15 protein-coding genes are annotated in these 24131 nt (G+C 53.8%); 10 read left to right on the top strand and 5 right to left on the bottom strand.

Translation table 11 applies throughout. The features are described from left to right. Positions 1–186 precede the first annotated feature (186 nt). Positions 187–1770 (top strand): TerC family protein, encoded by a 1584-nt coding sequence (locus I6L54_RS16595; RefSeq protein WP_040231876.1) that lies wholly within the window; start codon positions 187–189, stop codon positions 1768–1770. A 44-nt stretch (positions 1771–1814) separates the two neighbouring features. On the opposite strand, the gene asmA is transcribed toward I6L54_RS16595, so the two are convergent. The 3 genes from asmA to udk all read right to left on the bottom strand — a co-directional run bounded on the left by asmA (position 1815) and on the right by udk (position 5009). Then, on the bottom strand, positions 1815–3668 hold the full coding sequence (gene asmA / locus I6L54_RS16600; protein WP_005128323.1) for an outer membrane assembly protein AsmA: 1854 nt from the start codon (positions 3666–3668) through the stop codon (positions 1815–1817). A 26-nt stretch (positions 3669–3694) separates the two neighbouring features. Further along, complete coding sequence (gene dcd / locus I6L54_RS16605; protein WP_003036774.1) at positions 3695–4276, bottom strand: dCTP deaminase; 582 nt, start codon at positions 4274–4276, stop codon at positions 3695–3697. A 91-nt stretch (positions 4277–4367) separates the two neighbouring features. After that, on the bottom strand, positions 4368–5009 hold the full coding sequence (gene udk, locus I6L54_RS16610) for a uridine kinase (RefSeq protein ID WP_005128328.1): 642 nt from the start codon (positions 5007–5009) through the stop codon (positions 4368–4370). 315 nt (positions 5010–5324) lie between these two features. Between udk and I6L54_RS16615 the strand changes: the two genes are divergently transcribed. Then, entirely contained in the window at positions 5325–8654 is a 3330-nt protein-coding gene (locus tag I6L54_RS16615) for a diguanylate cyclase (RefSeq protein WP_005128335.1), read from the top strand. Here the strand turns inward: I6L54_RS16615 and alkA are convergent. Beyond that, complete coding sequence (gene alkA / locus I6L54_RS16620) at positions 8622–9491, bottom strand: DNA-3-methyladenine glycosylase 2 (RefSeq protein ID WP_040231874.1); 870 nt, start codon at positions 9489–9491, stop codon at positions 8622–8624. The two genes, I6L54_RS16615 and alkA, sit on opposite strands and share 33 nt — an antisense overlap. A gap of 136 nt (positions 9492–9627) precedes the next feature. Between alkA and yegD the strand changes: the two genes are divergently transcribed. After that, a complete protein-coding gene (gene yegD / locus I6L54_RS16625; protein WP_040231873.1) occupies positions 9628–10980 on the top strand; it encodes a molecular chaperone in 1353 nt (450 codons plus the stop codon). A gap of 98 nt (positions 10981–11078) precedes the next feature. Here the strand turns inward: yegD and I6L54_RS16630 are convergent, their stop codons facing one another. Continuing rightward, positions 11079–11138: a type I toxin-antitoxin system Ibs family toxin gene (locus I6L54_RS16630; protein WP_137378378.1), complete on the bottom strand. Its 60-nt coding sequence runs from the start codon at positions 11136–11138 to the stop codon at positions 11079–11081. A gap of 279 nt (positions 11139–11417) precedes the next feature. Between I6L54_RS16630 and I6L54_RS16635 the strand changes: the two genes are divergently transcribed. From I6L54_RS16635 to trhP, 7 genes are all read left to right on the top strand, one after another. Next, complete coding sequence (locus I6L54_RS16635) at positions 11418–12665, top strand: MdtA/MuxA family multidrug efflux RND transporter periplasmic adaptor subunit (RefSeq protein WP_005128344.1); 1248 nt, start codon at positions 11418–11420, stop codon at positions 12663–12665. Further along, complete coding sequence (locus tag I6L54_RS16640) at positions 12665–15787, top strand: MdtB/MuxB family multidrug efflux RND transporter permease subunit (RefSeq protein ID WP_040231870.1); 3123 nt, start codon at positions 12665–12667, stop codon at positions 15785–15787. The genes I6L54_RS16635 and I6L54_RS16640 overlap by 1 nt, the downstream gene beginning before the upstream one ends. Beyond that, positions 15788–18868 (top strand): multidrug efflux RND transporter permease subunit MdtC, encoded by a 3081-nt coding sequence (gene mdtC / locus I6L54_RS16645; protein WP_040231869.1) that lies wholly within the window; start codon positions 15788–15790, stop codon positions 18866–18868. Further along, the gene (gene mdtD / locus I6L54_RS16650) at positions 18865–20280 is read left to right on the top strand and encodes an MFS transporter (protein ID WP_040231867.1); all 1416 of its coding nucleotides are present in this window, start codon (positions 18865–18867) and stop codon (positions 20278–20280) included. The genes mdtC and mdtD overlap by 4 nt, the downstream gene beginning before the upstream one ends. Then, the gene (gene baeS, locus I6L54_RS16655; RefSeq protein ID WP_005128351.1) at positions 20277–21680 is read left to right on the top strand and encodes an envelope stress sensor histidine kinase BaeS; all 1404 of its coding nucleotides are present in this window, start codon (positions 20277–20279) and stop codon (positions 21678–21680) included. The genes mdtD and baeS overlap by 4 nt, the downstream gene beginning before the upstream one ends. Next, positions 21677–22399, top strand: a complete 723-nt coding sequence (baeR, locus tag I6L54_RS16660; protein WP_005128358.1) for an envelope stress response regulator BaeR — start codon at positions 21677–21679, stop codon at positions 22397–22399. The genes baeS and baeR overlap by 4 nt, the downstream gene beginning before the upstream one ends. A gap of 166 nt (positions 22400–22565) precedes the next feature. Continuing rightward, positions 22566–23927: a prephenate-dependent tRNA uridine(34) hydroxylase TrhP gene (trhP, locus tag I6L54_RS16665; protein WP_040231866.1), complete on the top strand. Its 1362-nt coding sequence runs from the start codon at positions 22566–22568 to the stop codon at positions 23925–23927. Positions 23928–24131 lie beyond the last annotated feature (204 nt).

Here is a 24131-nt window from a genome sequence, read left to right on the forward strand (position 1 = left end):
CTGCGATATTTCCTAAATATAACTGCATAAATAAAGCCATTTCTTGCAGTTACCCTCAGACTATTCTCTCGCCCCTGTCCTGATATAAAGGGCAGAGAAATCCCTTCTCGCCATTGCATTTTTCGTCGGTTTTACCCATGATCGAATTGTGACAATTGTCATATAACTATGGGTATAGCATTTACTATGGAATGGATTGCCGATCCGTCAATCTGGGCCGGGCTCGTCACGCTAATCGTGATAGAACTCGTTCTTGGCATTGATAATCTTGTTTTTATTGCCATCCTCGCGGAGAAACTTCCGCCATCGCAGCGGGATAAAGCGCGTATTACCGGGCTACTATTGGCAATGGTTATGCGCCTGCTGCTGCTGGCGTCAATATCATGGCTGGTGACGCTGACCACACCGCTGTTCAGCATTCGGGACTTCAGCTTCAGTGCCCGTGACCTGATCATGCTATTTGGCGGCTTCTTCCTGCTGTTCAAAGCGACGATGGAGCTTAACGAAAGGCTGGAAGGCAAAGACAGCGACAATCCCACCCAACGTCGGGGTGCGAAATTTTGGGGCGTGGTCGCGCAAATTGTGGTACTGGATGCCATTTTCTCTCTGGACTCGGTGATCACCGCTGTTGGTATGGTTGATCATCTGGCGGTCATGATGGCGGCGGTGATTATTGCCATCAGCCTGATGATGCTGGCCAGTAAATCATTGACCCGCTTTGTTAACAGCCACCCAACTATTGTTATTCTGTGCCTGAGCTTTCTGCTGATGATTGGTTTCAGCCTGGTCGCGGAAGGCTTTGGTTTTCGCATACCGAAAGGCTATCTGTACGCGGCTATCGGCTTCTCGGTCATGATAGAAGCCCTGAACCAGTTGGCTATTTTTAACCGTCGTCGTTTCCTGTCGGCTAACCACACGTTACGCCAGCGTACCGCCGAGGCGGTGATGCGCCTGATAAGCGGTCAAAAAGAAGATGCCGAGCTGGATGCCGAAACTGCCGCCATGTTGGCGGATCATCATGAAGGCCAGATTTTTGCACCACAAGAACGGCGGATGATTGAGCGCGTACTGAACCTTAATCAGCGAACCGTCAGCAGCATCATGACGTCACGCCATGATATCGAGCATATTGATCTCAATGCACCGGAAACAGAAATTCGCACACTACTGGAGAAAAACCAGCATACGCGTCTGGTCGTAACCGGAGAAGATGAACAGGAAGAACTGCTCGGTGTGGTGCATGTGATTGACCTTCTGCAACAGTCGCTGCGTGGCGAACCGCTCGATTTGCGCGTCTTACTTCGCCAGCCGTTGGTATTCCCGGAAACCCTGCCGCTTCTTCCGGCGCTGGAGCAGTTCCGTAATGCCCGTACACACTTCGCTTTTGTGGCCGATGAGTTTGGTTCGGTGGAAGGAATTGTGACGCTGAGCGACGTGATGGAAACCATCGCGGGTAACTTGCCAAATGAAGTCGAAGAGATCGACGCTCGTCATGATATTCAGAAAAATGCCGATGGGTCGTGGACGGCAAACGGCCATATGCCGCTGGAAGACCTGGTGCAGTATGTCCCGCTCCCATTAGATGAGAAACGTGAGTATCACACCATTGCCGGGCTGTTAATGGAGTATTTGCAACGTATCCCGAAAACCGGAGAGGAAGTACAGGTTGGCGACTATTTGCTGAAAACCTTGCAAGTAGAAAACCATCGAGTGCAGAAAGTCCAGTTGATACCACTGCGCAGTGAAGAAGAGATGGATTACGAGGTATAAGCAACATGCCGGATGGGGCTGAAGCCGCCATCCGGCACCAGGGTTCAAAGTTTATCCAGCAGCTTTTTAACGTCTTTGCCGTTGCGAGAGTCTTTATTGCGATCGGCCCAGTCGTTCAATCGGCGTTTCGCTTCATCCTGCATATGCTTACGCAAGAGTTGGTCCACCTGCAGGTTATAGTTTAACGACTGCCACTTGCCATAGACCCTGAGTGGAACCGGGGTCGCTTTAAGGAAATCGATCAATTTGCTTTCCCCATTCCATCCGCCCAGCACGCGCACGTTAAACTGAGTATCACAATTTTGCTCAACCAGGTCTAACGTGCCCTTACCCGAAAGCGCCAGCATGGCAGACTGCCCTTCCATGTTATCCAGCGTAACCTTGCCGTTATCCAGCGTCAGATCGGTCACAAAGCGATCCAGCCGCGTCGTATTATCCAAATCCTGTTGTGAGCCTGCATCACCGCCGCTACGTTCAACCGCCTGTTGCACCAGTTGCTGGAAGTTCATGCCTTCCATACGCGTGCTGCTCATCTCAAGATTGGCCTGTCCCTGCCAGCTGTGACGAAATGCCTGCGCATCAATGTCAGAGCCCGAAAAATCGCCAGCCAGTGACAGTTTGCCAGTAAGGGCAATCGGATAGTCAAAGGCTTTCAGGATAGTGCCGATTTCTACGCCTTCCAGCCGTGGGTGAAAGACTGCCCGTGGTGAGCCTTTTCTGGCATCCAGCGAGCCTGGAAGTGAGATCAATCCACCGTCACTTTTCCCCTGCAACTCATTGATATTCAACAAGCCAGCCTGGTTGACGATTTTTGCAGAAACATTATCAAATGCCATTCTCCGCCAGAAAACTTTATCCGCCTGAAGTGCAATATTGGCGGAAAATCCTTTCAGCCCCTGATAAGAGACGGCATCAACCTGCGAGGTAATGACCGGTCGCGCCAGCGTCGGCTGGCTCTGACTCTGCTGTGCCCCGGTATCTGTCGCCGCCAGAGCGTCATGCCGTACGATCAGGTTATCCAGATTGAGCTGGCCGAATTTCAGATCGACGTCCCATGCGGGTTTCTCCGCCAGCGTCACCTGAGCTTGCCCGGCGAGTGAACTGTCATTGGCAGTTAAGTTAATCTGCGTAAAGTTGAGCTGTTTTTTCTCTTCCTGCCATCGAGCCTGCAGTTGACCCTGGCCGCGGATCCCCTGCGGCGGCAAGTCAGCGCCCTGTACCTGCCAGCTCAGCTGCTCAATATTGGCGACTAAATCATGCGGATAGTCAGACGCATCGACAGCGCCGCTGATGGACAACGTCAGGTCGCGCTGGTCGCGGTTAACGCGGCCGGTGAAATCGAACGTTCCGCGATGCTGGGCATCCTGTTCCATATTCAGGTGAATATCACGAACCGTTATCTGTTCATCGTCTTCATGCTGGAATACCAGAACGCTGTCAGCCACACGCAGGCGAGCGATATCAAACGACCATCCACGATCTTCTGCCAGATCCGGCAGTGTATTATCTTTTGGCGCAACAGGAGCATCGACTCCGCGCACAGCCTCGGTTTCAGGTATGAGTTGAATCACCGCGCCTTTGAGCATGACTTGCTTTACGCTGAGTTGGTGACTCAACAACGGCCACAAGGCGACGTCCAGACGCATATTGTCGGCACGAACCAGAGGTTCGCTGGCACCTTCGGCCGTTAGCACCATGCGCCCGGAGAGAATGCTCAACTGGGGCCATACGTGCCAGCGCAGAGGACCATCTAACTGCAGTTGATATCCGCTACGCGCAGCAACTTGCTTCACCATGTATGCGCGGAAATCATTCGGATTCACCAACAATACTAACGCAGAGAAACCGGCCACCAGCACGACCAGAAGAATCATCAGCGTCGTCAGAAATCGTCTCATGCTATCCCCAATGGACTGAAAAACACTCAGTCTTTATCGATCCGGCTGGCTACCGCGCCCTGCTGATCGCGATACTTCGCATCCTGACGACGGTTGTAAGGTCGCGCTGCCGGACCGGAAAGCGGTTCGAAGCTCAGTGCACCAATCGGCATACCGGGGCGCAGAGCCAACGGTAATTTTCCTGAGTTGTAAAATTCCAGGACGATGCACCCCGACCAACCCGGATCAATACGGTGTGCCGTAACATGTACCATCAGGCCCAGACGTGCCAGCGAAGAACGGCCGTCTAACCAGCCAACAAGGTCGGAAGGCAGCGTAACGGATTCGAAAGTTACCGCCAGCGCTAATTCACCCGGATGCAGGAAAAACGCCTCGCCGTCTTTGAGGACAATTTCATCACTCATTACGCGGTCAAGCGCGGCGCTGACCTCATCCTTCGGTCCGCTCAAATCGATATACGCCGCCGTATGACCGCGGAACGTACGAAATTTGTTACCAAGACGCACATCTACCGTTGCGCCATTGATACGCTCGACAGGAGGACGGGGATTGATCGACAGACGACCTTCATCCAACCAGGCTTCAATATCTCGGTCACATAAACGCATGGCACTTTCTCCTTTCGTGCTTCAACCCCTTAATGCCAGGCGCGTTAAGGGTGAACCAGGTTATCACTGAACGGTACACAATTCGCTGAACTTATTCAAAGAACTGACTGATTTTCGCCTTCAGAATATCGATAGCAATGCGGTTTTTACCCCCGCGAGGCACGATAATATCGGCGTATTGTTTTGAAGGCTCAATAAATTGCAGGAACATCGGACGTACGGTTTTTTGGTATTGCGCCATCACCGAATCCATTGAACGACCACGTTCATTCACATCCCGCTTGATACGGCGCATCAGGCAAATATCCAACGGCGTATCAACAAAAATAGAGAAGTTCATTTCATCACGCAAACGCGCATCCGTCAGCAACAAAATGCCTTCCAGAATAATGACTTTCTTGGGTTCAATATGAATAGTTTCTTGTGTGCGCGTGTGTTCAACATAGCTATAAACGGGCAATTCAATGGCGGAACCGCGTTTAAGTGTTTGCAGATGCTGAAACAACAAACTGTGATCCATCGCGTTCGGATGGTCGTAGTTCGTTTTTACGCGTTCTTCCATCGACAGATGGCTTTGATCCTTGTAATAGCTGTCTTCGGGAATAACGCCAATATGTTCGTCACCGACTTGTTCACGCAATTCGCGATAAAGGGTACTGGCAATAAGACTCTTGCCGGAAGCCGATGCGCCGGCAATGCCGATAATGACGCACTGATGGGACTGATCAGTCATAAATTTAGCGACCTGATTAACCTGGATGTAAGGAAGGGCGGCGTCGAAACGCCAAACGCGGCAATTATAGGGATTTCAGCAGCGCGATGCCAGCCCAGGCTGCACCAATGCTTTCCCTGTCGCAAATTAAAACGGTTAATTTTAAAGCAGGCTCAAGTTTTATCCACCCGCCTTAAGAATTAATGGCTTGAGCGTGTTAATTTATGAGCAACTGGCGTATAAATTGTAAATTATTTGTACTAGCATAAACGAAGATTAAATGTGATGCGGTCGGTAACTCTGCTGGCCGACATCGGCGATTTGGGTAAAGTGGTAATGAGTAAACAATTCCAACATGTTTTAGTTACCCTACCCCATCCTCTGCTGCGCTTGGCCAGTTTAGGTCTGGTAGCATTTATCTTTACGCTATTCTCGCTGGAGCTGTCGCGTTTCGGTACCCAACTGGCACCGCTTTGGTTTCCAACCTCAATCATGATGGTGGCGTTTTACCGCCATGCAGGAAAAATGTGGCCCGGAATAGCGCTGGCTTGCTCATTCGGCAGCATCGGCGCGTCTTTGCTGTTTTTTCCTGGAGATTCGCTTAACTATACTTATACGACCATCAATATTATTGAAGCGGTCGTCGGCGCGATGTTATTGCGCAAACTGCTCCCTTGGTATAACCCCTTACAGAATCTGAATGATTGGGCGCGTTTGGCCTTGGGTAGCGCCGTCATACCTCCGCTATTAGGTGGTGCGCTAATGTGGCTACTGCTCCCGGAGGGAACCTCGTTAAATACGTTTCTCATTTGGGTGCTTTCCGAATCCATCGGCGCGCTGGCGCTGGTGCCATTAGGTCTGTTATTCAAGCCTCATTATCTGCTGCGCCACCGCGATCCACGTTTACTGCTTGAGACCCTCATCACGCTGCTCGTCACCTTAACGTTCAGTTGGCTCTCCATGATGTACGTGCCGTGGCCGTTTACCTGCGTCATTGTGTTGCTGATGTGGAGCGCCGTCCGTTTGCCGCGTATGGAAGCATTTTTAATTTTTCTCAGCACCATCCTGATGGTCTCTCTGATGCTGGCTGCCAACCCATCGCTGCTCTACACCCCGAAAGCGAATGTGATGACAAGTATTCCGTGGCTGCCGTTTTTGATGATTCTGTTGCCAGCCAACATGATGACTATGGTGATGTACGCATTTCGGGCCGAGCGAAAACACATCTCGGAAAGCGAATCGCGTTTTCGTAATGCTATGGAATATTCTGCGATTGGTATGGCGCTGGTCGGTACCGAAGGGCAGTGGTTACAGGCAAACAAAGCGTTGTGTCAGTTTCTTGGCTACAGTCAGGAAGAGCTGAGAGCGCTGACCTTCCAGCAGCTCACCTGGCCGGAAGATCTGAATAACGACCTCGAACAACTCGGCATGTTGGTCCGTGGTGAAATCAATAGCTACTCCATGGAAAAGCGCTATTACACGCGCGCGGGCGACGTCGTCTGGGCATTGCTGGCCGTTTCGCTGGTACGCCACAGCGACAACACCCCACTCTACTTTATTGCACAGGTTGAAGACATAAACGACCTGAAGCACACCGAGTGGATGAATAAGCGGCTGATGGAACGCATTACCCTCGCCAACGAAGCGGGCGGTATCGGTATCTGGGAGTGGGAACTGCAACCCGACGTGATCAGTTGGGATAAGCGCATGTTCGATCTCTATGAAGTCCCGCCACATATCAAACCCAGTTGGCAAGTCTGGTACGAGTGCGTCGTACCGGAAGATCGCGAGCATGCTGAAAATGTGATTCGCGACTCTCTGGCCGCACGAATTCCCTTTAAGCTCGAATTTCGTATTGCAGTACGTGACGGCGTGCGCCATATCCGCTCGTTAGCTAACCGGGTACTGAATAAAGACGGAGAAGTTGAACGCTTACTCGGTATCAATTTGGATATGACCGAAGTGAAGCAGCTCAACGAAGCGCTGTACCAGGAAAAAGAGCGTCTGCACATCACGCTGGACTCAATCGGCGAAGCGGTGATTTGCATTGATGCCGACATGAACGTGACCTTCATGAACCCGGTTGCCGAGAAGATGAGCGGCTGGCAGCAGGACGACGCGATAGGTATTCCGTTACTGACAGTGCTGCGAATTACCTTTGGTGATAACGGCCCATTGATGGAAAACATCTACAGTGCCGATATGTCGCGTACTGCCATAGAGCAGGAGGTGGTTCTGCATTGCCGTAACGGCGGCAGTTACGATATTCAGTACAGCATTACGCCACTCAGTACCCTTGACGGTGGTAGCATTGGCTCCGTACTGGTCATTCAGGATGTCACCGAGTCACGTAAGATGTTACGCCAACTGAGCTACAGCGCGTCGCATGATGACCTCACCCATCTTGCTAACCGGGTCAGCTTCGAGAACCATCTGAAACAATTGCTACAAGCCGTACACGATACGCATCAACGCCATGTTCTGGTCTTTATCGATCTGGATAGATTTAAAGCCGTGAACGATAGCGCGGGCCATGCTGCAGGCGATGCCCTGCTGCGCGAACTGGCTTCTCTGATGCTCAGCATGCTGCGCACCAGCGATGTACTGGCTCGTCTCGGTGGCGATGAATTCGGCCTGTTGCTGCCTGATTGCAACATCGAAAGCGCTCGCTTTATCTCAGGCCGTATTATCAACGCCATCAACGAGTATCAGTTCAGGTGGGAAGACCGTCTGCACCGCATAGGCGCCAGTGCGGGTATTACGCTGATCGATGAGAAAAATTATATCGCGACTGAGGTCATGTCTCAGGCAGATATCGCCTGTTATGCCGCCAAAAATAGTGGGCGTGGCCGGGTCTGTGTGTATGAACCCCAGCAAAGTCAGACGCATGTCTCACGGGAACTGCTGTCGTTTGATGAACAGAAGCACATTATTGCGCATAACCCGATGCTCATGATCGCCCGGGGTGTGGCCTCTCCACGCATTCCTGAGACATTCAGCTTCTGGCTACTCTCACTGCGCCTGGGGACAGAGGACGGTGATGTTATCGAAGAGCATATCCTCCGAACCGGACTCGTTGACCCTGCGCTTAATCATGCGCTTGACCGTCGGGTTTTTAACGAATTTTTCCAGCATGCAGCGGCGGCGATTGCCAGTAAGGGGCTCAGTATTGCCCTTCCCCTTTCTGCCGCCGGACTGTTGAGTACCGAACTTGTGGATGAAATGCTGGCGCAGTTGCAACGTAGTTCGCTACCACCACGCTTATTACACCTGACCATTCCAGCCGGAGTGATGAAATCGCATCCAGCTCAGAGCCTATCGGCCATTCAGCGACTTCGTCACGCGGGTTGTCGGATTATTTTAAGCCAGGTTGGACGTGACTTAGAGATCGTTGAAAACCTGAAGTTTCACACCGTCGATTACCTGTTACTCGACAGTGAGATCAGTGCCAGTGTTCACGGCAACCTGATGGATGAAATGTGGGTTTCTATTATCCAGGGACATGCACAGCGACTGGATATCAAAACGATCGCCGGCCCCGTGCAAATGCCGCTTATTATGGACGCACTTTCTGGCATCGGTATTGATATGATCTACGGCGACATCATTGCTGATGCTCAGCCGTTGGATCTGCTACTCAATACCAGCAACTTCGCTATCAACTGACGGCTGCCACCCTTCCGTATACCAGATATGCAATAACGCATAGGAGCGCCACGGCTTCCAGCGTTCGGCATAGCGCCGGATCTGGGCTGGTGTCATGCCCGGAAAGCGTTGTTTGATCAAATAATCGTCAGGAAGAAAAACATCTTTCGCCTGCCAACCGCGTAGCGCGAAATAATTGGCAGTCCAGCGCCCTATACCCGGAAACGTTTGTAAGTGCTTTACGCCTTGCTCAATATCAGCTGGTGCAACCGATGCAAGCCTTCCGGTAAGCGTTGCTCGTGCCAGATGAATGAGCGCTTCGGCGCGTTTGAGCGGCATCCCTAAGGCTTTCAGGTGCAAAGGCTCAGCAGCAGCCAGCGCTTGTGGTGTGGGAAAACAAACATACTCAGGCGCGTCATCAAGCCTGTCACCGTAGGTGCGTACAACTTTCGCGGTCAGTTTTGCCGCCATTGCAACGCTAACTAACTGGCCTAATATCGCCCTCACACCTTGTTCAAAGGCATCGACAGAGCCAGGCAGCCGCAGGCCAGGACGCGCTGCGCCCAGGCTGCCCAGCGCGTTAGCAATATGCTGTGGGCAGCAGCGAAGATCGAACAACCGCTCAATTTTGACCAGGCATTCTGGCGCAACGGGCTGTAACCCCGGACTTAGCCTGACCTGAAGCTGGTGTGTCTTCAGGTCAGGCACTACGCTCACCAGTCCACGATATTCGCCGATAACCAGGCTTCTGGTGTAATACAGCTCCCCGACGGTTTCGACACCCTCCACCGCACGGGCGGCAAGAAACCCTAGCATCCAGGACCAGTCATAGGGCGGCTGCCAGCTCAGTGTTAACATTCAGGTGTCCTTTTTAGTTAAACCTACAGCATAAACGGTATTCAATCGATACGCCTTGCTTTCATATTCCAGTTGTCGGGGCGGCGACATTTCGCTAAAGTCACGCCCCTTCTTCACTGGCATGGGGATTTCTACGGTGTTTATTGGTTTTGACTACGGTACGGCAAACTGTTCAGTAGCCGTAATGCGTGACGGGCAGCCACACTTGCTCAAAATGGAAAACAACAGCACGTTACTGCCCTCAATGCTTTGTGCACCTACGCGCGAAGCGGTGAGCGAATGGTTGTATCGCCATCATGATGTCCCCACGACGGATGCCGAAACACAGGCGCTACTGAGTCGTGCGATGCGTTATAACCGCGATGAAGACATCGATGTTAGCGCCAATAGCGTGCAGTTTGGTCTGGCATCACTGGCGCAATACATTGACGACCCGGAAGAGGTGTACTTCGTTAAATCGCCGAAATCATTTTTGGGTGCCAGCGGTCTGAAGCCGCAGCAGGTTGCGCTATTTGAGGATTTGGTTTGTGCGATGATGCTGCATATTCGCAATCAGGCGCAAAACCAGCTGCCTGAAGCGATCACCCAGGCCGTTATCGGTCGCCCGATCAACTTCCAGGGGTTAGGCGGCGATGACGCCAACGCCCAGGCGCAGGGTATTCTTGAACGTGCGGCCAAACGCGCCGGTTTTCAGGATGTCGTCTTCCAGTACGAGCCGGTAGCCGCGGGTCTGGATTTTGAAGCAACCTTGCAGGAAGAAAAACGCGTACTGGTGGTGGACATCGGCGGTGGCACCACTGACTGTTCGCTACTACTAATGGGACCGCAATGGCATCAGCGCGCCGATCGCGAAAACAGCCTGCTGGGACACAGCGGCTGCCGCGTGGGCGGTAACGATCTGGATATTGCGTTAGCCTTTAAACATCTGATGCCACTGCTGGGCATGGGCGGCGAAACGGAAAAAGGCATCGCATTGCCGATTTTACCCTGGTGGAACGCGGTCGCGATCAACGATGTTCCCGCGCAAAGTGATTTCTACAGTACCGCCAATGGACGTTTACTCAACGATCTGATCCGCGATGCGCGTGAAGCAGACAAAGTGGCGCTGCTGCTTAAAGTCTGGCGTGAACGCCTGAGTTATCGCCTGGTTCGCAGCGCAGAAGAGAGCAAAATTGCGCTTTCTGACCAGACAAACGTTACCGCGGCACTGCCGTTTATCAGCGATGCGCTGGCCACCGCTATCAGCCAGCAAGGACTGGAAGCGGCGTTAAACCAACCGCTGGCACGTATTCTCGAACAGGTTCAGTTAGCGCTGGATAACGCGCAGGAAAAACCGGATGTCATTTATCTGACCGGCGGTAGCGCCCGTTCACCGCTTATAAAAAAAGCCCTTGCTGAACAGCTTCCGGGGATCCCTATCGCCGGTGGCGATGACTTTGGCTCTGTCACCGCAGGGCTGGCTCGCTGGGCGGAAGTGGTTTTCCGCTAAGTCCCTCGCAGGCTGAAAAACGTGCATATTGACATCATCGTTACTGTGGATTACTTTCAGGAGTGAGGGTTAGGGAGGTTTACCCTCCCCCTGGTGTCTTAGTAAGCCGAGAAGCTAATGACTAAGAGTATCACCAGTATGATGACCTGCTTCATCATAACCCTTTCCTTTTTTTGGCCCCTTCCTCGGGAGGGGTTTTCCCGTTCCAGCGTCCCGCTGAAATCTCTGGCTTACCTCCTTATTGCCTTGACCACACTCTGGCACACTATTCCGCATTGGTGATTTTCGCTGCTGATTGTTGCGTAATGCCTCGCAAAGCCGCGCCGTCATTCAGACGAATCCCGACAGTGTTTCATAATTCCTCCATTTTTCTCCCTTGTTCACTGACTAAACTAGTATCATTCCGCGAAACGTTTCAGGATGAGAAACTCATAACAATGAAAGGCCGTAACAAATCCCGCTGGGTGATAGTAATTGTGATCGTCGTGGCCGCCATCGCCGCCTTCTGGTTCTGGCAAAGTCACAGCGAACCCCAGGGAACAGCCCCCGGCGCAACCCGTCAGACGCAACCCGCTCCGGCTACGGGACGGCGAGGAATGCGTTCCGGTCCGTTGGCTCCGGTTCAGGCGGCCACGGCAGTCGAACAAGCGGTTCCACGCTATCTGACCGGGCTGGGTACCATTACTGCCGCGAACACCGCGACGGTACGCAGTCGCGTGGACGGACAGCTCATCGCCATACACTTTCAGGAAGGGCAACAGGTGAAAGCCGGCGATCTGCTGGCAGAGATCGACCCGAGCCAGTTTAACGTTGCGTTAGCTCAGGCGCAGGGTCAGCTAGCGAAAGATAAAGCCACGCTGGCCAATGCTCGTCGCGACCTCGCCCGCTATCAGCAATTGGTCAAAACGAATCTGGTCTCTCGTCAGGAGCTGGATGCACAACAGGCGCTGGTCAACGAAACACAAGGGACGATAAAAGCCGATGAAGCCAGCGTCGCCAGCGCGCAATTGCAACTCGACTGGAGCCGGGTAACGGCACCTGTTGATGGTCGGGTGGGCCTGAAGCTTGTGGATGTGGGTAACCAGATATCCAGCAGCGATACCACCGGGATTGTCGTCATTACACAAACCCATCCTATTGATCTGGTTTTCACTTTGCCAGAGAACGATATCGCGACCGTCGTACAGGCACAGAAATCGGGGACGCCTCTGAAAGTTGAGGCCTGGGACCGTACCAACTCGCAAAAACTGAGCGAAGGCGTGCTGCTGAGCCTCGACAACCAGATTGACGCCACCACCGGCACCATCAAAGCAAAGGCCCGCTTTAACAACCAGGACGATGCCTTGTTCCCGAATCAGTTTGTTAACGCTCGCATGCTCGTCGATACGGAACAAAATGCCGTCGTGATCCCGACTGCCGCACTACAAATGGGTAACGAAGGCCACTTTGTCTGGGTGCTGAACAGCGACAACAAAGTCAGCAAACATCTGGTTAAACCGGGTATTCAGGACAGCCAAAAAGTGGTGATCGCCGCAGGGTTGTCCGCGGGCGATCGCGTCGTCACCGACGGGATTGATCGTCTGACGGAAGGGGCTAAAGTCGAGGTCGTGGAAGCTCACGCCGCCACCGTTAGCGACGACAAAGCCGCACCGCGCGGCTATGGCAAAAAAGGAGCGCGCTCCTGATGCAGGTGTTACCTCCTGGCAATACAGGCGGCCCGTCCCGCCTGTTTATTCTGCGCCCCGTCGCCACCACGTTGCTGATGGTCGCGATCCTGCTTGCTGGTATCATCGGCTATCGTTTCCTGCCCATTGCGGCATTGCCGGAAGTGGATTACCCCACCATTCAGGTCATAACGCTCTATCCCGGAGCCAGCCCGGATGTCATGACGTCTGCGGTTACCGCTCCGCTTGAACGCCAGTTCGGGCAGATGTCCGGCCTGAAACAAATGTCCTCCCAAAGTTCCGGTGGTGCATCGGTCGTCACGTTGCAGTTTCAACTGACCCTGCCACTGGATGTTGCCGAGCAGGAAGTTCAGGCCGCCATCAATGCTGCTACCAATTTATTGCCGAGTGATCTGCCTAACCCACCGGTCTACAGCAAAGTTAATCCAGCAGATCCGCCAATCATGACGCTGGCCGTCACCTCGACCGCCATGCCGATGACGCAGGTGGAAGATATGGTGGAAACCCGCGTCGCACAGAAAATCTCCCAGGTTTCTGGTGTTGGCCTGGTGACACTTTCTGGCGGCCAGCGTCCGGCGGTCCGCGTGAAGCTTAACGCACAGGCGATTGCAGCGCTCGGTCTGACCAGCGAAACCATCCGTACGGCCATCACCGGTGCCAACGTTAATTCAGCGAAAGGAAGTCTTGATGGCCCAACGCGTGCCGTCACGCTTTCAGCCAATGACCAGATGCAGTCCGCGGACGAATATCGTCAACTGATTGTGGCCTATAAAAATGGCGCGCCGGTGCGCCTCGGCGATATCGCCACCGTCGAACAAGGGGCAGAAAACAGCTGGCTGGGCGCGTGGGCCAATAAGCAACAAGCCATTGTAATGAATGTGCAGCGCCAGCCTGGGGCGAACATCATCTCCACGGCAGACAGTATCCGGCAAATGCTGCCGCAACTGACGGAAAGCCTGCCGAAATCAGTTAAGGTCAGCGTGCTTTCTGATCGTACCACCAATATTCGTGCCTCTGTTGCAGACACCCAGTTCGAGCTGATGCTGGCGATAGCGCTGGTGGTGATGATTATCTACCTGTTTCTGCGCAATGTTCCGGCGACGATTATTCCCGCCGTCGCCGTACCGCTATCGCTAGTCGGCACCTTCGCGGTGATGGTATTTCTTGATTTCTCCATCAACAACCTGACCTTAATGGCGCTGACCATCGCCACAGGTTTTGTGGTGGATGATGCCATTGTGGTTATCGAGAATATTTCACGCTATATCGAAAAAGGGGAAAAACCACTGGCCGCAGCCCTGAAAGGTGCAGGCGAGATTGGTTTTACCATCATCTCCCTGACGTTTTCATTGATTGCGGTATTGATCCCACTGCTATTCATGGGCGATATCGTCGGGCGCTTGTTCCGTGAATTCGCCGTTACGCTGGCGGTGTCGATTCTGATTTCCGCCGTCGTATCGCTAACCCTTACACCGATGATGTGCGCGCGCATGCTCAGTCAGGCGTCATTGCGTAAGCAAAACCGCTTCTCCCGCGCCTCAGAAAAAATGTTCGATCGTGTAATTGCCGGGTACGGGCACTGGCTGGCAAAAGTGCTTAACCATCCGTGGCTCACGCTGAGCGTAGCCCTCGGTACGCTGGCACTGAGCGTCATGCTGTGGGTTTTCATCCCCAAAGGCTTCTTCCCAATTCAGGATAACGGCATTATTCAGGGTACGCTACAGGCACCACAGTCCAGTTCATTCACCAGCATGGCCGAGCGCCAGCGTCAGGTTTCAGATGTCATCCTTAACGATCCGGCGGTAGAGAGCCTGACCGCGTTTGTTGGCGTAGATGGTACGAATCCGGCATTAAACAGCGCGCGTTTGCAAATCAACCTTAAACCGCTGGATGAACGTGACGATCGCGTGCAGAAAGTGATCGCCCGGTTACAGGACGCGGTTGACAGAGTCCCCGGCGTTGGCCTCTACCTTCAGCCGACCCAGGATCTGACAATTGATACCCAGGTCAGCCGAACGCAATATCAGTTCACGCTGCAAGCAACTTCCCTGGATGCCCTCAGCACCTGGGTTCCGCAACTGTTAGCAAAACTACAGCAGCTACCACAACTGTCCGATGTCAGCAGCGACTGGCAGGACAAAGGACTGGTGGCGTATGTGAATGTCAATCGTGACAGTGCCAGCCGTTTAGGGATCAGTATGGCGGATGTCGATAACGCCCTGTATAACGCCTTCGGACAGCGTTTGATTTCAACTATCTACACGCAAGCCAACCAGTATCGCGTGGTGTTAGAGCATAATACTGACACCACACCTGGACTTGCAGCGCTGGATACCATTCGTCTAACCAGTAGCGATGGCGGAATCGTACCACTCAGCGCGATCGCCAGCATTGAGCAGCGTTTTGCCCCGCTGTCGATTAACCACCTCGATCAGTTCCCGGTCACCACCATCTCATTCAACGTGCCGGACGGTCATTCGCTGGGCGATGCGGTACAGGCGATTCTGGATGCCGAAAAAACGCTTAACCTGCCCGCGAATATTACCACCCAGTTCCAGGGCAGTACCCTCGCCTTCCAGGCTGCGTTGGGCAACACTATCTGGTTGATTGTGGCCGCGGTTGTGGCGATGTATATCGTGCTCGGCGTATTGTATGAGAGCTTTATTCACCCGATTACCATTCTCTCCACGCTACCTACGGCGGGCGTCGGAGCGCTGCTGGCGTTAATGATTGCCGGCAGTGAACTGGACGTCATCGCGATTATCGGCATTATTTTGCTCATCGGGATCGTCAAGAAAAACGCCATCATGATGATCGACTTTGCTCTTGCCGCTGAACGCGAACAGGGCATGGCACCGCGCGACGCGATTTTCCAGGCGTGTTTACTGCGTTTTCGCCCGATCCTGATGACCACGCTGGCAGCACTGCTCGGCGCGTTGCCGCTGATGCTGAGCACCGGCGTAGGTGCAGAGTTACGCCGCCCATTAGGGATTGGCATGGTCGGCGGTCTGTTGGTAAGTCAGGTATTAACCCTGTTTACCACGCCGGTGATTTATCTGTTGTTTGATCGACTGTCGCTGTACGTGAAAAGCTGCTTCCCGCGTCAGGAAGAGGAAGCGTAAATGAAATTTTTCGCGCTTTTCATTCATCGGCCGGTGGCGACCATTCTCATTTCGGTGGCTATCACCCTGTGCGGTATTCTGGGCTTTCGTCTGTTGCCGGTCGCTCCGCTGCCGCAGGTGGATTTTCCGGTGATTATGGTCAGCGCATCATTACCCGGCGCCTCCCCTGAAACAATGGCCTCCTCGGTCGCGACCCCGCTGGAGCGCTCGCTTGGGCGCATCGCGGGTGTGAACGAAATGACCTCAAGCAGTTCGCTTGGCAGTACGCGGATTATTCTCGAATTCAAATTTGACCGTGACATCAATGGCGCAGCGCGGGACGTTCAGGCTGCGATTAACGCGGCGCAAAGCCTGCTACCCAGCGGGATGCCAAGCCGACCAACGTATCGTAAAGCTAACCCTTCCGATGCGCCAATCATGATCCTGACGCTCACGTCGGACACTTACTCACAGGGTGAACTGTACGATTTCGCATCAACCCAACTGGCACAAACCATCGCGCAAATCGACGGTGTAGGTGACGTGGACGTCGGCGGGAGTTCTCTGCCTGCCGTGCGGGTAGGACTCAACCCGCAGGCGCTGTTTAACCAGGGCGTGTCACTGGACGACGTGCGTAGCGCGATCGACAATGCCAACGTGCGTAAGCCGCAGGGCGCTATCGAGAATGATACCCATCGCTGGCAGGTACAAACTAACGATGAGCTGAAAACCGCCGCCGAATATCAACCGATTATCATCCACTATAACAACGGCGCAGCGGTGCGACTGGGTGACGTTGCGTCTGTAACCGACTCGGTACAGGACGTTCGTAACGCGGGGATGACCAACGCCAAACCGGCCATTCTGCTGATGATCCGCAAGCTACCGGAAGCCAATATTATTCAGACGGTAGATAGCATTCGCGCCAAATTACCGGAGTTACAAACGCTGGTCCCGGCCGCCATCGATCTGCAAATCGCCCAGGACCGTTCACCGACCATTCGCGCTTCACTAGAGGAAGTCGAACAGACGCTGATTATCTCCGTGGCGCTGGTTATCCTGGTGGTGTTTGTCTTCCTGCGATCCGGGCGTGCGACTCTGATCCCCGCGGTAGCGGTTCCGGTCTCGCTGATCGGTACCTTTGCCGCCATGTATCTGTGCGGATTCAGCCTCAACAACCTGTCGTTAATGGCGCTAACCATCGCCACCGGATTTGTCGTCGATGATGCCATTGTGGTACTGGAGAACATTGCGCGCCATCTCGAAGCAGGAATGAAACCGTTACAGGCGGCGCTACAGGGCACGCGCGAGGTGGGATTCACCGTGCTTTCCATGAGCCTGTCGCTGGTGGCGGTATTCCTGCCGCTGCTGTTAATGGGCGGATTGCCTGGACGCCTGCTGCGCGAATTTGCCGTCACGCTGTCGGTTGCCATCGGTATTTCACTGCTGGTATCGCTGACGTTGACGCCGATGATGTGCGGCTGGATGCTCAAATCCAGCACGCCACGCGAACAGTCGCGTAAGCGGGGATTTGGCCGCGTACTGGTGGCATTACAACAAAGCTACGCTACCTCGCTGAAGTGGGTGCTACGCCACACGCGCATGGTGGGCGTGGTGCTACTCGCAACCATTGCCCTGAACGTCTGGCTCTATATTTCAATCCCCAAAACCTTCTTCCCGGAGCAGGATACCGGCGTACTCATGGGCGGGATCCAGGCCGACCAGAGCATCTCTTTCCAGGCGATGCGCGGCAAACTGCAGGACTTTATGAAGATCATCCGCGACGATCCTGCGGTGAATAACGTCACCGGATTTACCGGCGGCTCACGCGTCAACAGCGGAATGATGTTTATCACCCTGAAGCCACGTGGAGAACGTCACGAAACGGCGCAACAGGTGATCGACCGCCTGCGGGTCGCGCTTGCCAAAGAACCCGGCGCAAACCTGTTTCTGATGGCGGTGCAGGATATTCGCGTCGGTGGTCGCCAGGCTAATGCCAGCTACCAATACACTCTGTTGTCAGATGACCTCGCCGCACTACGCGAATGGGAACCGAAAATTCGTAAGGCGCTGGCCACCCTGCCCCAGTTGGCGGACGTCAACTCCGATCAGCAGGACAATGGTGCCGAGATGAACCTTATCTACGATCGCGACACCATGTCTCGTCTTGGGATCGACGTCGCAGCCGCCAACAGCCTGCTGAATAACGCCTTTGGACAACGGCAAATTTCGACTATTTATCAACCGATGAACCAGTACAAAGTGGTGATGGAGGTCGATCGGCGTTACACCCAGGACATCAGCGCCCTGGACAAAATGTTCGTCATCAACAATGACGGTAAGGCGATCCCGTTATCGTACTTTGCCAAATGGCAACCGGCGAATGCCCCGCTGTCGGTAAACCATCAGGGATTATCTGCCGCCTCAACCGTGTCGTTTAACCTGCCGACGGGTTCTTCACTCTCTGAAGCGACAGAGGCCATCAACCGAACCATGACCCAGCTCGGCGTTCCCTCCACGGTTCGCGGCAGCTTTGCCGGTACCGCGCAGGTATTTCAGGACACCATGAACTCGCAGGTGATCCTGATTATCGCCGCCATCGCCACGGTCTACATCGTGCTGGGCATGCTGTATGAAAGCTATGTTCACCCGCTGACCATTCTCTCCACGCTACCTTCAGCGGGCGTCGGGGCTTTGCTGGCGCTGGAGCTGTTCAATGCCCCGTTCAGCCTAATCGCCCTGATAGGGATCATGCTATTAATTGGCATTGTGAAGAAAAACGCCATCATGATGGTCGATTTTGCGCTGGAAGCGCAGAGAAATGGCAATTTGCAGCCGGAAGAAGCGATTTTCCAGGCCTGTCTGCTGCGCTTTCGCCCAATAATGATGACCACGCTGGCGGCGTTGTTCGGCGCACTGCCGCTGGTGTTATCCGCAGGAGATGGCTCTGAACTGCGCCAGCCGTTGGGGATAACCATTGTTGGCGGGCTGGTTGTCAGTCAGCTACTGACACTGTACACCACTCCGGTGGTCTATCTCTTTTTCGACCGTCTGCGTCTGCGTTTTTCGCGTAAAAACAGCAAACCGGTAGCAGAGTTATGACAGAACTTCCCGACAGCACCCGCTGGCAACTTTGGATTGTGGCATTTGGTTTTTTTATGCAGTCGTTGGATACCACCATCGTCAACACCGCGCTTCCCTCGATGGCGGCAAGCCTCGGGGAAAGCCCGTTACACATGCATATGGTCATTGTGTCATATGTTTTAACCGTTGCCGTCATGCTCCCCGCCAGCGGCTGGCTGGCGGACAAAGTTGGCGTGCGTAATATCTTCTTCACCGCGATTATTCTGTTTACGCTGGGATCGTTTTTTTGCGCCTGGTCCGGAACGCTGAATGAACTGGTGATGGCTCGCGTGTTACAAGGTGTAGGCGGCGCAATGATGGTGCCCGTCGGCAGGTTGACGGTGATGAAAATCGTCCCACGCGAGCAATACATGGCGGCAATGACATTCGTCACTTTGCCCGGTCAGATTGGTCCGCTTCTGGGCCCGGCATTAGGTGGTATCCTGGTGGAATATGCCTCCTGGCACTGGATATTTCTGATTAACATTCCGGTTGGCATTGTCGGGGCAATTGCGACGTTAATGCTGATGCCCAACTACACCATGCAAACTCGCCGTTTCGATCTTTCTGGATTCATGATGCTGGCTGCCGGCATGGCGGTACTCACGTTAGCGCTCGATGGTAGTAAAGGAACCGGCATTTCCCACATCACGCTGGCAGCGCTGATTATCTGTGGCGTACTGGCGATCCTGCTGTATCTCAAACACGCCCACAACAACCCTCGTGCACTGTTTAGCCTGCATCTGTTTCGTACACACACCTTCTCGTTAGGCCTGTTTGGCAGCTTTGCCGGGCGGATTGGCAGCGGGATGTTACCGTTTATGACGCCGGTGTTTTTACAGATTGGCCTCGGTTTTTCACCGTTTCATGCCGGGCTGATGATGATCCCGATGGTGCTGGGCAGTATGGGCATGAAGCGCATTGTGGTGCAGGTCGTTAACCGGTATGGCTACCGTCGCGTACTGGTCACCACCACGCTTGGCCTGTCGCTGGTCAGCCTGTTGCTGATGGGCACCGCATTACTCGGTTGGTATTACGCCCTGCCGTTCATACTGTTCTTACAGGGAATGGTCAATTCTACCCGCTTCTCCTCGATGAACACGCTGACGCTAAAAGACCTGCCGGATGACCTCGCGAGCAGCGGCAACAGCCTGCTGTCGATGATCATGCAGCTGTCGATGAGTATTGGGGTAACCATCGCCGGTCTGTTGTTAGGCATGTTCGGGCAGCAACATATCGCCATCGACAGCGCGCCTACGCATACCGTCTTTATGTATACCTGGCTGTGCATTGCGTTCCTTATCGCACTGCCCGCCATCATTTTTGCCCGCGTGCCGAACGACACGCAGACCAACGCGGTGATTTCACGGCGCAAAAGGAGCACCCGATGAAGTTCTGGCGACCCGGTATCACCGGCAAACTGTTTCTGGCTATTTTCGCCACCTGCATTGTATTGCTGATCAGTATGCACTGGGCCGTGCGCATTAGCTTCGAACGCGGTTTTATTGACTACATCAAACACGGTAACGAACAACGACTGCAAATGCTCAGCGATGCCCTTGGCGAGCAGTATGAGCAGCACGGCAACTGGCGATTTTTACGTAACAACGATCGTTTTATCTTTCAGATCCTGCGCTCATTTGAACACGACAATGACGATGATAAACCGGGACCCGGCATGCCGCCGCACGGTTGGCGTACGCAATTCTGGGTGGTTGATCAAAGTGCCAGCGTGCTGGTCGGCCCGCGCGGTCCCGTACCGCGTGACGGCACTCGCCGCCCGATCCGCGTCAACGGTCTCGAAGTTGGTGCCGTCATCGCCTCACCCGTTGAACGGCTGACGCGCAATACGGATATTAACTTCGATAAACAACAGCGGCGCACCAGTTGGCTGATCGTCGCGCTCTCCACAATACTGGCTGCACTGGCAACATTTACGCTGGCACGTAGCCTGCTGGCCCCCGTCAAACGGCTGGTGGACGGCACGCACAAACTGGCAGCTGGCGATTTCACCACTCGCGTTGTACCGACCAGTACGGATGAGCTGGGCAAACTGGCGCAGGATTTCAACCAGCTCGCCAGTACGCTGGAAAAAAACCAGCAGATGCGCCGGGACTTTATGGCTGATATCTCTCACGAACTGCGCACGCCGCTGGCAGTTTTGCGCGGCGAACTCGAAGCCATCCAGGATGGTGTACGTCAGTTTACCCCGGATTCGGTAGCCTCACTGCAGGCCGAAGTGGGTACGCTCACCAAACTGGTAGACGATCTCCATCAGCTTTCTATGTCTGATGAAGGTGCGCTGGCCTATCAGAAAACCTCTCTGGACCTGATCCCTCTGCTGGAAGTGGCGAGCGGCGCGTTTCGCGAACGTTTCGCCAGCCGTGGACTGACGATCCAACTTTCACTCCCGGACAGCATGACGGTCTTTGGCGACAGGGATCGCCTGATGCAACTGTTTAACAACCTACTGGAAAACAGCCTGCGCTACACCGACAGCGGTGGCGGTCTGCATATCAGCGCCGAACAGCGCGAGCGGATGGTGTTATTAACCTTCGCCGATTCCGCCCCCGGCGTTAGCGACGAACAGTTACAGAAACTGTTTGAACGTTTTTATCGTACCGAAGGGTCCCGTAATCGGGCCAGCGGAGGATCCGGGCTGGGGCTGGCGATTTGCGTCAACATTGTCCAGGCGCATAATGGTCTGATCCGCGCCGCCCATTCGCCTTTTGGCGGGGTTAGCATTACAGTAGAGTTACCGCTGGAACGCGATTTACAGAGAGATGTATGACTGAGTTACCCATTGATGAAAACACGCCGCGTATTCTGATCGTTGAAGACGAGCCCAAGCTGGGGCAACTGCTCATCGACTACCTGCGTGCGGCAAGCTATGCCCCTGCGCTCATCAATCACGGCGATCTGGTGTTGCCTTACGTACGCCAGACGCCGCCCGATATGATCTTGTTGGATCTGATGCTGCCCGGTACCGACGGTCTGACTCTGTGTCGGGAGATTCGCCGTTTCTCGGAAGTCCCCATCATGATGGTAACCGCTAAAATCGAAGAGATTGACCGCCTGCTGGGGCTGGAGATCGGTGCAGATGACTACATTTGTAAACCGTACAGCCCGCGGGAAGTCGTCGCACGAGTGAAAACGATCCTGCGCCGTTGTAAACCACAGCGCGAGTTGCAACAGATGGATGCAGACAGTCCGCTGATCGTCGATGAAGGCCGTTTTCAGGCATCGTGGCGTGGAAAAATGCTCGACCTGACGCCCGCTGAATTTCGCTTACTCAAAACGCTGTCGCATGAACCGGGAAAAGTATTCTCCCGCGAGCAATTGCTCAACCATCTCTACGATGACTACCGCGTCGTTACCGACCGTACCATCGACAGCCATATCAAGAACCTGCGCCGTAAACTGGAATCGCTGGATACAGAGCAGTCGTTTATCCGCGCGGTCTATGGCGTAGGATATCGCTGGGAAGCCGATGCCTGCCGCATTGCGTAATCTGCCAGAAGTCAATCGAGGCCGGGTAAGGCAAAACGCCCACCCGGCACAATAACTTTACCTGCCCGTCACGCAGCGATACAATGCCCGCCCTTAATATGGGGGCACTCCCCCAACCGCTTCATTCAGTGAAGCGAGTCTGACCTGTCATCAGAACGAGAAAATTATGTTTAAACCGGAACTCCTTTCCCCGGCGGGAACGCTGAAAAATATGCGTTACGCTTTCGCCTATGGCGCAGATGCTGTGTATGCGGGCCAACCGCGTTACTCTCTGCGTGTACGCAACAACGAATTCAACCACGAAAACCTGCAGCTCGGCATTAATGAAGCCCATGAACTGGGTAAAAAATTCTATGTGGTGGTTAACATTGCCCCACATAACGCCAAGCTGAAAACCTTCATTCGTGACCTGAAACCCGTTGTGGAAATGGGGCCGGATGCGCTGATCATGTCCGATCCTGGCCTGATCATGCTGGTGCGCGAGAACTTCCCCGATATGGACATTCACCTGTCGGTACAGGCTAACGCCGTAAACTGGGCAACGGTAAAATTCTGGAAGCAAATGGGACTGACCCGCGTGATCCTGTCCCGCGAACTGTCGCTGGAAGAAATTGAAGAGATCCGCACCCAGGTTCCGGATATGGAGATTGAAATCTTCGTGCACGGCGCGCTTTGCATGGCCTACTCCGGCCGCTGCCTGCTCTCCGGCTACATCAACAAGCGCGACCCTAACCAGGGTACCTGTACCAACGCCTGCCGCTGGGAATACAACGTGCAGGAAGGGAAAGAAGATGTGGTGGGTAATATCGTACACAAATACGAACCCATCCCGGTACAAAACGTGGAACCGACACTTGGGATCGGCGCGCCTACGGACAAAGTGTTTATGATTGAAGAAGCCCAGCGTCCGGGTGAATACATGACCGCGTTCGAAGACGAACACGGTACTTACATCATGAACTCAAAAGATTTGCGTGCCATTGCCCACGTTGAACGCCTGACCCAGATGGGCGTGCATTCGCTGAAAATCGAAGGCCGTACCAAGTCTTACTATTACTGCGCCCGTACCGCACAGGTCTATCGTAAAGCCATTGACGATGCTGCAGCCGGTAAACCGTTCGATCCGCAACTGCTGGAAACACTGGAAGGCCTGGCGCACCGTGGTTATACCGAAGGATTCCTGCGCCGCCATACGCATGACGACTATCAGAACTACGAATACGGTTTTTCTGTTTCCGAACGTCAGCAGTTTGTCGGTGAATTCACCGGCGAACGTAAAGGCGATCTGGCCGCTGTGCTGGTGAAAAACAAATTCACCGTCGGTGACAGTCTGGAGCTGATGACGCCGCAGGGTAACGTCAATTTCACCCTTGAGCAGATGGAAAACGCCAAAGGCGAAGCGATGCCCGTTGCGCCTGGTGATGGTTATACCGTGTGGATGCCCGTGCCGCAGGATATCGATCTGAATTATGCATTGTTGATGCGTAATTTTGCCGGTGAGTCCACGCGCAACCCACATGCTAAGTAGTTAATTACGGTTATTTTTCAGCGTTCGGAAGATTCTTAGAAATCGATCACATACCGTTTCGTTCATTAAGGGTATTATCCCACCCGCTGAAAAACATAACCCATAAATGCTAGCTGTACCAGGAACCACCTCCTTAGCCTGCGTAATCTCCCTTACGCAGGCTTATTTTTTGCCTGCCGTTTAAACTCTCCGAGTCCCCCCAAT

This window comes from Citrobacter pasteurii (genome assembly GCF_019047765.1).
In the GTDB taxonomy this organism is placed as follows: Bacteria; Pseudomonadota; Gammaproteobacteria; order Enterobacterales; family Enterobacteriaceae; genus Citrobacter; species Citrobacter pasteurii.

Excerpts from the sequence above, each read along its gene's own strand:
- I6L54_RS16595 (WP_040231876.1), top strand. The coding sequence starts at position 187 with ATGGAATGGATTGCCGATCCGTCAATCTGGGCCGGGCTCGTCACGCTA.
- alkA (WP_040231874.1), bottom strand. The coding sequence starts at position 9,491 with ATGTTAACACTGAGCTGGCAGCCGCCCTATGACTGGTCCTGGATGCTA.
- I6L54_RS16615 (WP_005128335.1), top strand. The coding sequence starts at position 5,325 with ATGAGTAAACAATTCCAACATGTTTTAGTTACCCTACCCCATCCTCTG.
- mdtD (WP_040231867.1), top strand. The coding sequence starts at position 18,865 with ATGACAGAACTTCCCGACAGCACCCGCTGGCAACTTTGGATTGTGGCA.
- baeR (WP_005128358.1), top strand. The coding sequence starts at position 21,677 with ATGACTGAGTTACCCATTGATGAAAACACGCCGCGTATTCTGATCGTT.
- udk (WP_005128328.1), bottom strand. The coding sequence starts at position 5,009 with ATGACTGATCAGTCCCATCAGTGCGTCATTATCGGCATTGCCGGCGCA.
- trhP (WP_040231866.1), top strand. The coding sequence starts at position 22,566 with ATGTTTAAACCGGAACTCCTTTCCCCGGCGGGAACGCTGAAAAATATG.
- I6L54_RS16635 (WP_005128344.1), top strand. The coding sequence starts at position 11,418 with ATGAAAGGCCGTAACAAATCCCGCTGGGTGATAGTAATTGTGATCGTC.
- asmA (WP_005128323.1), bottom strand. The coding sequence starts at position 3,668 with ATGAGACGATTTCTGACGACGCTGATGATTCTTCTGGTCGTGCTGGTG.
- I6L54_RS16640 (WP_040231870.1), top strand. The coding sequence starts at position 12,665 with ATGCAGGTGTTACCTCCTGGCAATACAGGCGGCCCGTCCCGCCTGTTT.
- dcd (WP_003036774.1), bottom strand. The coding sequence starts at position 4,276 with ATGCGTTTATGTGACCGAGATATTGAAGCCTGGTTGGATGAAGGTCGT.
- baeS (WP_005128351.1), top strand. The coding sequence starts at position 20,277 with ATGAAGTTCTGGCGACCCGGTATCACCGGCAAACTGTTTCTGGCTATT.
- mdtC (WP_040231869.1), top strand. The coding sequence starts at position 15,788 with ATGAAATTTTTCGCGCTTTTCATTCATCGGCCGGTGGCGACCATTCTC.